Annotated in this window: 10 protein-coding genes; 3 read left to right on the forward strand and 7 right to left on the reverse strand. The window is 73.6% G+C overall.

Features of this window, described 5'->3' with window-relative positions:
* The first annotated feature begins 141 nt into the window (after window positions 1–141).
* The gene (locus ACFY3L_RS35655) at window positions 142–1,017 is read left to right on the forward strand and encodes an NAD(P)H-binding protein (protein ID WP_389334436.1); all 876 of its coding nucleotides are present in this window, start codon (window positions 142–144) and stop codon (window positions 1,015–1,017) included.
* A gap of 33 nt (window positions 1,018–1,050) precedes the next feature.
* Here ACFY3L_RS35655 and ACFY3L_RS35660 read toward each other — a convergent pair whose 3' ends face one another.
* The 3 genes from ACFY3L_RS35660 to ACFY3L_RS35670 form a co-directional block, all read right to left on the reverse strand.
* Window positions 1,051–1,848, reverse strand: a complete 798-nt coding sequence (locus ACFY3L_RS35660) for an SAM-dependent methyltransferase (protein WP_389334439.1) — start codon at window positions 1,846–1,848, stop codon at window positions 1,051–1,053.
* Between the two features lie 93 nt (window positions 1,849–1,941).
* Complete coding sequence (locus tag ACFY3L_RS35665; RefSeq protein ID WP_389334442.1) at window positions 1,942–2,955, reverse strand: CU044_5270 family protein; 1,014 nt, start codon at window positions 2,953–2,955, stop codon at window positions 1,942–1,944.
* On the reverse strand, window positions 2,952–3,554 hold the full coding sequence (locus ACFY3L_RS35670; RefSeq protein ID WP_389334445.1) for an RNA polymerase sigma factor: 603 nt from the start codon (window positions 3,552–3,554) through the stop codon (window positions 2,952–2,954). Before ACFY3L_RS35670 ends, ACFY3L_RS35665 begins: the two co-directional genes overlap by 4 nt.
* Window positions 3,555–3,746: 192 nt before the next feature.
* Between ACFY3L_RS35670 and ACFY3L_RS35675 the strand changes: the two genes are divergently transcribed.
* Entirely contained in the window at window positions 3,747–4,544 is a 798-nt protein-coding gene (locus ACFY3L_RS35675) for a zf-HC2 domain-containing protein (RefSeq protein WP_389334448.1), read from the forward strand.
* Window positions 4,545–4,623: 79 nt separating this feature from the next.
* Here ACFY3L_RS35675 and cobF read toward each other — a convergent pair whose 3' ends face one another.
* The gene (gene cobF, locus ACFY3L_RS35680; RefSeq protein ID WP_389334451.1) at window positions 4,624–5,379 is read right to left on the reverse strand and encodes a precorrin-6A synthase (deacetylating); all 756 of its coding nucleotides are present in this window, start codon (window positions 5,377–5,379) and stop codon (window positions 4,624–4,626) included.
* 46 nt (window positions 5,380–5,425) lie between these two features.
* Between cobF and ACFY3L_RS35685 the strand changes: the two genes are divergently transcribed.
* A complete protein-coding gene (locus tag ACFY3L_RS35685; RefSeq protein ID WP_389334454.1) occupies window positions 5,426–6,445 on the forward strand; it encodes a class I SAM-dependent methyltransferase in 1,020 nt (339 codons plus the stop codon).
* A 72-nt stretch (window positions 6,446–6,517) separates the two neighbouring features.
* On the opposite strand, the gene ACFY3L_RS35690 is transcribed toward ACFY3L_RS35685, so the two are convergent.
* From ACFY3L_RS35690 to ACFY3L_RS35700, 3 genes are all read right to left on the reverse strand, one after another.
* Window positions 6,518–6,943, reverse strand: a complete 426-nt coding sequence (locus ACFY3L_RS35690; protein WP_389334457.1) for a hypothetical protein — start codon at window positions 6,941–6,943, stop codon at window positions 6,518–6,520.
* 116 nt (window positions 6,944–7,059) lie between these two features.
* Window positions 7,060–7,791 carry a histidine phosphatase family protein gene (locus ACFY3L_RS35695; protein WP_389334460.1) on the reverse strand — a complete coding sequence of 244 codons (732 nt, stop codon included), beginning with the start codon at window positions 7,789–7,791 and terminating at the stop codon, window positions 7,060–7,062.
* Window positions 7,792–7,824: 33 nt separating this feature from the next.
* Entirely contained in the window at window positions 7,825–8,625 is an 801-nt protein-coding gene (locus tag ACFY3L_RS35700) for a TIGR03943 family putative permease subunit (protein WP_389334463.1), read from the reverse strand.
* Window positions 8,626–9,370 lie beyond the last annotated feature (745 nt).

A 9,370-nucleotide genomic window follows, 5' to 3' on the forward strand; every position in this document is an offset into this window, starting at 1 on the left:
CGATGAGTGGTGCCACCGCGATGCTTGAGGTCGGTGAGCTCTCTGAGGTCCCTGCAGGCGCCGTCTCCGCGACTCCGGCGGCTGAGCGGGCCATTCGCCGGGGGTGGCGGCGTGGGGGGCGGGCGGGCCGAGCATGGGGGCATGGCGCGGGACACGGTGCTCGTCACCGGGGCGGCGGGCGGTGTCGGGTCCGTTGGGCGGTCGGTCGTGGGGCTGCTGCGGGAGCGCGGCGTGCCGGTCAGGGCGATGGTGCACCAGGAGGACGGGCGGGCCGAGGCGCTGCGGGCGACCGGGGCCGAGGTGGTGGCCGGGGACCTCACCGACGCGGGTGACGTCGTGCGGGCGCTCGACGGCTGCGGGCGGGTGTACTTCGGGATGAGCGTGTCGGCGAGCTTCCTGCAGGCGACCGTCACCATCGCGGCCGCGGCGCGGGAGGTGGGGCGGCTCGAGGTGCTGGTCAACATGTCGCAGATGACGGTGTCGGAGATGACGCTCACCAGCACCGCGGAGTCGGCGCAGCACCGGATGCACCTGCTGGGTGAGCGGGTGCTGGACTGGTCCGGGCTGCCGGTCGTGCACGTGCGGCCGACCGTGTTCCTCGAGAACCCGATCCTCGCGGTCAGCGGTGAGGAGCTGCGGCTGCCGTTCGGGTCGGCGCGGACCTCGCCGGTCGCGGCGCGTGACGTCGCGGAGGTCGTCGCCGCGATCCTGGCCGATCCCGGGCCGCACGTGGGGAAGGTGTACGAGCTGACGGGCCCACGCTCGCAGGACATAACCGCGATGGCGGCGGAGCTCACGGCCGCGCTGGGACGGCCGGTCACCTACGTCGACGTGCCGATGCGGCAGTGGATCGACGAGACGCTGACGCCGCTCGGACTGCCGGGGCACCTGCGCGACCACCTGGTCACCATGGCGAAGCTGCACCGCGCCGGCCGGTACGACCGGCTGACCCACGACGTCGAGACGATCCTCGGCCGCCCGCCCACCACCGTCCGCGACGCCGTCGCCGGGGTGTGACCGGCGGCCGGCTCGGTCGGGGGACGTCAGGGGTCACGGTTTGCGGCCCACCGCCGCGTACATGGCGACGTCCGCGGGAGTGGCGTCGGGGTAGGCGCCGCGCCAGTCGCTGACGGCGACGATCCCCGGCGGCACGAGCTCCAGCCCTTCGAAGAAGGCGCCGAACTGCGCCGCCGTGCGGGCGTAGCCGTCGGTGCGCCCCGCGGCGAACATCGCCCGGTACGCGGCCGCGCCCGCCTCGCCGGCGAAGTCCACGGTGGCGTTCGTGGCGACCAGGTAGCTGCCGGAGGGCAGCGCCGACAGCAGGGTCCGCACGAGCGGCAGCGCCTCGGCGTCGGTGTGGATGAAGTGCAGGATCGCCACGAGCAGCAGGCCGACCGGCCGGTCCAGGTCGAGGGTGGCCCGCAGGTCCGGGTGGTCCAGGATCGCGGCGGGATCGCGCAGGTCCGCCTCCAGATAGGCGGTCTTTCCCTCGGGTGTACCGGTGAGCAGCGCCCTCGCGTGGGTCAGCACGATCGGGTCGTTGTCGACGTAGACGACGCGGGACGTGGGGTCGGCGCGCTGCGCGAGCTCGTGCGTGTTGTCCGGGACGGGCAGGCCGGTGCCGATGTCGAGGAACTGCCGGACGCCGGCCTCCTGCGCCAGGAACCGCACGGCGCCGCGCAGGAACGCCCGGTTGGCCAGGACGGCGGTGCGGACGGTCGGGAACGCGGCGGCGATCTCGTCGCCGGAGGCACGGTCGGCGGCGAAGTGGTCCTTGCCGCCGAGCCAGTAGTTGTAGCGGCGGGCCGGGTGCGGCACCGTTGTGTCGATCCGGTCCTGTCCGGTCACGACCGATCCCCTCACCGCGAGCGACGTCGACGCGTCGGTGACGTCGAGGTTAGTCGATACATGCCGCACCCGTGCCCGCCCCTCGTTCAACCCTCAGCAGGCCCCTTGCTTCGGCCCCAGCGCCGCGGGCGGCGCCGCGTCGGCCACGGTGACGGACAGCTGCGCAGACCCACCGACCTGGGCGCCGGCCCCGTTGACGGTCCGCGAGCCGAGGAACGCGAACGTGACCGGGTCGAAGATCAGGTCAGTGCGCCACCCGTCGGGGCCGACCCGGCCGACGGCGGTGCCGGTGCGGCCCGCGGTGTCCTGCGCGTCGCCGACGAGCGTGGCGCCGGGGACGAGCTTCAGCGCCTGGAGCACCGCGGCGTGCTGCGCCGCCGGCATCGGGGCCGCGGCCAGCTCGATGCCGGCCTTCCACAGGTAGTGGTTCTTGTCGGCGCCGCCGCCGGGGAACCGCCGGAAGAAGTCCAGCATGCCGTTGGCGTCCGCCGGCAGGGTGCCGTAGTACGCGTAGTCCCGCCGGGTCACGTCGCCCTTCACCGGGCACAGGACGCGCACGTCGACGCTGCCGGCCTTGGGAAGGTTCGCCGGGAGCGGCTGCCCCGGGTACGGGCGAGGCTCCAGCTGCTCGGTCCTGGACACGCCCGGTTTCGAGTTGTCGGACGCGATCCAGGTCGTGACCTTCATCGCGTACAGGAAGCGCCCGCCCTCGCCGAGCTCCGCCATGTCGGACATCAGCGACTCGGTGACGACGAACTGCCCCGGTCCCGGGTTGGTCGCGCCGGGCGCCGCGGCGGCCAGGTCGAGCAGCTCCGCGACCGAGACGGGCTTGATCTTCACGGCCGGCGGGGTGGACGAGCCGGCGGCCGACGCCGGCGGCCCGCCGGCCACCCGCGGCGCGGGCGTGGGGGTCGTGGTCATCATGACGGCCACGGCGACGGCGGCCGCCGCGGTGGCGAGGCCGGCGGCGAAGATGAGCGGCCGGTGCGACCGGGGCCGCGGCGCCGACGCCCGCATCGCCGTCACGAAGGCTCGCTCGGCACGTGTCACGTCGGTCATCTCGGGCACCTCGCTGCGGAAGTCGCGGAGTGGTTGCAGGTCGTTCACAGGGCCTCCTGAATGGATGTCGGATCCGCCCCGCCGAGTGCCGCGCGCATCCTGCTTCGAGCCCGGTTCACCCGGGACCGCACCGTTCCCACGGGCACGTCGAGCGCGACCGCGATCTCCTCGTACGTGAGGTCACCCCACGCGACCAGCAGCAGCGCGTCGCGGTACACCGGACGCAGCGCCGCCAGCGCCGCGGCGAGCCGCCGGTTGACGGCCCCCGCCCCCAGCCGCGCGTCGCTGGACACTTCGAACCCCTCCGTCACCGGGTCGACGCCGGTGCGTTCGAGGGCCCTGAGCGCCCGGATCTCGGCGCGCCGGTGCCGGCCCACCAGGTTGGTGGCGATGCCGAACAGCCACGGCCGGGCGTCGAGCCGGTCCACGGCGAACCGGTGCCGCTGCCGGAACGCCGCGAGGAACACGTCGGCGCAGACGTCCTCGGCGACGGACGGGCCGAGGCGGCGGGTCACGTACCGCTGGATCACCGGCGCGTGCCGGCGGAAGATCAGTGCGAAGAGCTCAGGCTCATCCTTGGACCGCGCGATGATCACGGCGTCGCCCACCGGTTCGGTGGCCACCGCCGTCTCGGTTGGTCTGGTCATCGGACATCAGGCCTCTCGGCTGTCGGTCAGTACACACCCGTACTTGCCCGACCGCCATGAGGCGGTTCCCGAAATTTTCCAGCCGACGGCGGCCGCACCGGACACCCGCCGGTGGCGCCGCCCTTCGAGCGGCGATCCTGGCCACGCGGGAACTTCCCCGGCCGCGGCGGCGACTACCTGTCCGTGGAGTGCATGCGGTTCCGGGAAGCGCTGTCCGCCCGGATGGACGGCGAGGACGAGCCGGTCGCGCCGGCGCTGGTCGACGCGCACGTGGCGCAGTGCGGCGCGTGCCGGCAGTGGCAGCAGGACGCGTTCACGGTGACGCGGCTGGCCCGGCTCCAGCCCCTGCGCACCACGCCGATCCCGGCGGAGCGCCTGCTGGCGGGCTTCTCCGAGCGGCCTCCCGCCAAGCCGTCGCCCCGGTCGCTCTCCAGGCCGTCGCCCCGGTCGTCCGTCGGGCCGTCGTCGCGCGGATGGTCCTTCTTCAGGCGGTCGCGGCTGGTGTACGCGCTGCGGGTGCTCCTCGGCGCCTTCGGCGCGGCGCAGTTCCTGCTCGGCATCGCCCAGGCCGCGAACGCCGCGACCGTCCACGTGCACCAGGCCGGTCACGTGTTCCACGAGTCGGCCGCCTGGAACGTGGCGATCGGCGCCGGCTTCGCCTGGATCGCGACCCGCCGGGCCACCCCCGCGGGCGCGCTGCCGATGCTGACGGCGTTCGTGGCCCTGCTCGCGCTGCTGTCGGCCAACGACCTGCTCACCGGCGCGGTCGAGACGGCGCGGCTGGTGAGCCACGGGTTCGTCCTCGCCGGCTACGCCATCGTGGTCGCCCTGTCCCGGCCCGCCCTCGACCCGGCCGGCCCGCCCTCGGACCGCCGGCGCCCGCCGCGCCGCTGGGGCCGTCCGCCCGCGCTCGACGAGGTGCCGCCGCCCGCTCCCGCGCCGCTGCGCCTCGTCCCGGGCCCCGTCTCCTACTCGGACCGGGCCGCCTAGGCCCTCCTGCTCGGACCGGGCCGCCTGGACCCTCCTGTCCGGCCGGGCCGCCTGGACCCTCCTGTTCGGGCCGGGCCGCCTAGACCCTCCGCAGCAGGTACGTGTCCATGATCCAGCCCTTGCGGGCGCGGGCCTCCCGCCGGACCGTCTCGATCTCGTCGATCACCTTCCCGAGCCGCCCGGCGACGAGCATCTCGTCCGGCGTGCCGAGGTACGCACCCCAGTAGATGTCGACGTCCTCGTCCCGGTATGCCCGGCAGGCGAGGTCCGCGTCCAGCATGACGACGACGTCGTCGCAGCCCTCCGGCCAGCCCGCACCGAGCCGCCGCCCGGTGGTGATGTGGACCGCCCCGGCGACCCGGTTCAGCATGATCCTGTGCCGGGCGGTGAGCGCCTGCACGCTGGTGATGCCCGGGATGACGTCGTAGCCGACCGCCACATTGCCCCGCGCGGCGATCGTGTCCAGGATGCGGATCGTGCCGTCGTACAGCGCCGGATCACCCCAGGCGAGGATCCCGCCCACCCCGTCCTCGCCGAGCTCGGCGAGCAGCGCCTCCTCGATCAGCCTGGCCCGCTCGTCCCGCCAGTCGCGCACCGCGCCCTCGTAGTCGGCCGCGCCCCGGTCCCTGGGCGGATCAGCGATGACCACCGTGCGGAACGCCCGCTCCGTCGCGAACCGGTCGCAGATCTCCCGCCGCGCCCCGGTCAGGTCGGCGGTCGTGTCCCCCTTGTCCAGCACAAAGAACACATCGACCGCGTTCATGGCATTGATTGCCTGCACGGTCACGTGCTCCGGGTCACCCGCGCCGATTCCGATGATCAGTACCTTCCGCACCGCCCCATGATGTCAGGCCCCGCCCGCCCCTCTGCATGATGGACCGATGACACAGGACCGCTGGGACGAGGTCATGACCCTTCTCGTGGAGTCCGTCCCGTCCGGCCGCGTGGCCGTGGTCGTCGACGGCACGGACGCCATGACCGGCCCGGTGGCCGACCGCCTCGCCGCCGCCCTCCGCGCCACCGGCCGCCCTGCCATCCGCGCCACCGGCCGCTCGGCCTCCCGCTCAGCGGCTGTTGAGGGCGCAGCGGGTGCCAGCGGCTCAGCGGGCGCCGACGGGGTGCTCGTCGCCGACGGGGCGGAGGCGCGGGAGCGTGCACCGGGTGGGTGGGACGTCGTGGTCTGGTTGCGCACCTCGCGGCGGGAGCATGCCGCCGACGGCGCGCGGGGCGACACTGCGGACGTCGTCGTCGACCTGCACGACCCCGCGTGGCCCGTGATCCGGCACGTCGACCCGCGCCTGCTCGACCGGCGCCGCTGGCACCTCGTGGAGTCCCGCGCCTTCTTCGGCGTGCGCGCCGGCACGTGGGACGCGAAGTTCGGCGACGACCTGCCCGCCTACGCCGCCGCGGTCGAGGCCGCCGGCCTGCCGCCGGGTGGGGTCGTCGTCGACGCCGGCTGCGGCACCGGCCGCGCCCTGCCCGTCCTGCGCGCCGCCGTCGGCCCGTCCGGCACGGTCATCGGCCTGGACCACACGCCGCAGATGCTCGCCAAGGCCCAGGAGAAGGGCAACGGCGGGCTGGTCCTCGCCGACGCGAGCAGGCTGCCGTTCGCCGACGGGAGCGTCGACGCCGTGTTCGCCGCGGGTCTCGTCATGCACCTGCCGGACCCCGTCGACGGCCTGCGCGAACTCGCCCGGGTCACCAAACCCGGCGGCCGCCTCGTGCTCTTCCACCCGACGGGCCGCGCCGCCCTGGCTGCCCGCCACGGCCGCGTCCTCCGCCCCGACGACGCTCTCGCCGAAGGCCCCCTGACCGCGACGGCCGCCCTGTCCGGCTGGCACCTCACCGTCCACGACGACGCCGACGACCGCTTCCTCGCCCTCGCCGACCGTCTCCCCTGACACCGCCTCCCAAGCCGCGGCCGCCTCGCGACCAGCCGGCGGTCGATCAGCGCCGGCGGACGGGCGACCGTGTCACGAGGCGGGGGCGTGGCTGTCAACGAGGAGTCCTCTCGCCACCAGGAACCCCCTGGCCTCACTGGCGGCGGCCGGGGGCAGCTCCGTCCACGGCAGGACCAGCGGGTTGACCTTGGCGACGGTCAGGATCCAGAACTCGGGTGTCTCCTTGACCGCCTGGACCGACTCCCAGCTGTACCCGACGTTGAGGCTCTTCGTGTGCGCCTGCACGTCGGCGTCGGTCAGGTCGTACGTCACCGTCTCGCCGAGCAGTCCGGTCTTCGCCTGCGCCGCCGCACGCGAGACGAGCCACGGGAAGCAGAACAACCCCGCGCCGAGCGCGACCGGCGCGGCGCCGGACGCGACGTCATTGACGAACAGGACGATCCCGGCGGCGGCGAGGACCGCCCCCAGGACGTACAGGCGCAGCAGCTTGCCGCCCATGGTGGCATTGATGGCTCGGCGGGCCCGACCTGGATCCGGCTCGACCGTGAAGCTGACTCGCATCTCTCCCCCATCGACGCGCACACCGTACACCGGCATGATCGGCGCCGGGGGCCTCATATCCCGTCGGTGGCGGAGCCGACCGTCCAGTAGACGCGGTTGTAGTCCTCCAGCTCCAGCCGATCACCGGACTCCGCCGCCCGGTAGGTCGTGACGCCGCAGTTCGCCGGCGTCTGCCCTTCGGGCCAGCGCTGCGCCTCCTGGTAGCCCCACCGCTCCAGCAGGAACCGGAAGCACCGCAGCGTCCCGCCGTGCGTGACCACCATGACCTTCTGCCCCGCCCGGTCGCGGAACAGCGTGTCCAGGAACGTGTGCACCCGCCCCGTCACGTCCGCGAGGCTCTCCCCGCCCGGCGGCCGCGCCATGAACCCGCCGAATGTGTGCCAGTACTCGTTCAGCCACGGGAACGCCGCCTCCGCCTCCGCCGTCGTCATGTCGTACGCGAAGCCCGGATCTCTCTCCCGCACGAAGATGTTGGTCCGGACCCGCATCCGCTCCCGCTCCTCAGCCGGATACGCCGCGAGCAGGCCCTCAGCGGTCTGCACCGTCCGCGCATACCCGCTGGTGTACACGTAGTCGAACACCCCGAACCGCTCCCGGATCGCGTGCCCGGTCTGCTCCGCCTGCTTGTGCCCGTCGGCGGTCAGCTCGATCAGGTGATCCGGCACGCCCCGCACCACCTGCCGTGCCGCGTCGTCGGCGAAGTAGACGCTGCCCTTCTTCGCCTGGTTGCGCGCCGACTCGGCGTGCCGCACGAGCACCAGCAACGCCGGCCGTCTCGCTTCCATCTCCGCGTGTCTCTTCTCTGAGCGTCGGCTCGATCAGGATTCGTACTGCTCGGCGGGGGGCTGGATCAGGGTGGACCCAGACACCTCGATGAACGGGATGGTCTCGCCGTTGACAGTGTCCTTCAACTGGCGGTCGGTGTACGTGCCGGTGAGGCGCAGCCACTGCTCCTCGCGCAGGCCGTCGGGTAACTGGCCCGCCAGCGCGACCTTGACGGGACGGGCGTCGGCGGCGCAGCAGCTGACCATCATCCGGGCCAGGAGCCAGGTGCCGCCGGGCCCGCGCATCGCGAAGCCGGTCAGCTCGACGCGCCGGTCGCCCAGCGACGTACCGCGGTCGAACACGGCCCTGGACGCATAGTCGAGCATGGTCAGCTTGACCGGATCACCGGCCGGCAACGGCGCGAAGTCGGACTTCTCGACCAGGGCCGCCCCCGACCGCCCGGCCGCATACGAGCCGAGCGCCGGCGGCGCGACCAGCAGCAGCCCGAACACCGGAAGCAGCAGCAGCCACGCGACCTTCGGCCCGCCGCTGCCATGCCCGTGCCCGTCGTCATCGTGCCCGTGCCCGTCGTGCTCCGAGACACCGGCCGCGCCCTCCGGGACACCGGCGGAGCCCCCCGCCGCACCGGCCGCGCTCTCCGCGACGGCGCGCCTGGCGGGGCGCAGCTCGTACCAGAGCGAGAAGACCCCGGCGAGCACCAGGATCGCCCCCGACAGGATCAGGTACGGCTGCAGACCCGGCTTCACGTAGTTGAGGTACTGGTCGGTGAGGCTGGCGCGCAGCACCGCACCACCGACGAGCAGCAGAATGACCGCCTGCGCCTGCCTGTTCACACCAGCACCGTCCTGCCCGTCGTCGACATGCTCTCCGCAACCATGACCGCCTCCACGAACCGCGCCCCCACGAACCCGCCGCCGACCGCCCACCATCCCGCCGCGGTCACCACACCAGACCCAACCGCAAGCCCCACAGCGAACCTCGCCGGCGTCACCACCACAGCACCGCCCCAACCAGGGCGAACCCGACCACCACAACCCCCGCCCGCAGGCACCCCCGCCACCGTCGCAGCGGCCCCAGCCACAGACGTCACACCGGACATCGACAGCGCGGCCGCAACAGCACCGCCCCGACGAGAGCGGACGCGACGACCGCAGCTCCCGGACACGACCCCCACAGCGGACGCCACCGCGAGCATCACAGCGAGCGCCGATGCGGACGTCACAGCAGAGCTCAACGGCGCGGTCACAACAGCACCGCCCCGACCACAGCGGACCCGACGACGGCGACCCCGCACGCAGGCACCACGGCCCCGTCCGCAGGCACCATCACCGCCACCACGGCAGCCCCAGCGACAGCCGACACGACCAAGCTCAACGGCGCGGTCATGACAGCACCGCCCCGACGCGAGCGGGCCCGCCGATCGCGACCCCCACCGTGGGCACCACCGCAGGCACCACGACGGATTGGCCAGCAGCACCGCCCTGACCGGAGCGAACCCAGCGCCCCCAACCTCCTGCCGCAAACGGCGCGCACGACGCCACCGCGAGCATCACAGCGGGCGCCGATGCGGACGTCACA

The organism is Dactylosporangium sp. NPDC000521, from assembly GCF_042898305.1.
Classification (GTDB): domain Bacteria; phylum Actinomycetota; class Actinomycetes; order Mycobacteriales; family Micromonosporaceae; genus Dactylosporangium.

Bases quoted from the DNA above. Each gene is read 5' to 3' on its own strand.
- ACFY3L_RS35670 (WP_389334445.1), bottom strand. From the start codon at position 3,554: ATGACCAGACCAACCGAGACGGCGGTGGCCACCGAACCGGTGGGCGAC.
- ACFY3L_RS35695 (WP_389334460.1), bottom strand. From the start codon at position 7,791: ATGGAAGCGAGACGGCCGGCGTTGCTGGTGCTCGTGCGGCACGCCGAG.
- ACFY3L_RS35685 (WP_389334454.1), top strand. From the start codon at position 5,426: ATGACACAGGACCGCTGGGACGAGGTCATGACCCTTCTCGTGGAGTCC.
- ACFY3L_RS35690 (WP_389334457.1), bottom strand. From the start codon at position 6,943: ATGGGCGGCAAGCTGCTGCGCCTGTACGTCCTGGGGGCGGTCCTCGCC.
- ACFY3L_RS35655 (WP_389334436.1), top strand. From the start codon at position 142: ATGGCGCGGGACACGGTGCTCGTCACCGGGGCGGCGGGCGGTGTCGGG.
- ACFY3L_RS35675 (WP_389334448.1), top strand. From the start codon at position 3,747: ATGCGGTTCCGGGAAGCGCTGTCCGCCCGGATGGACGGCGAGGACGAG.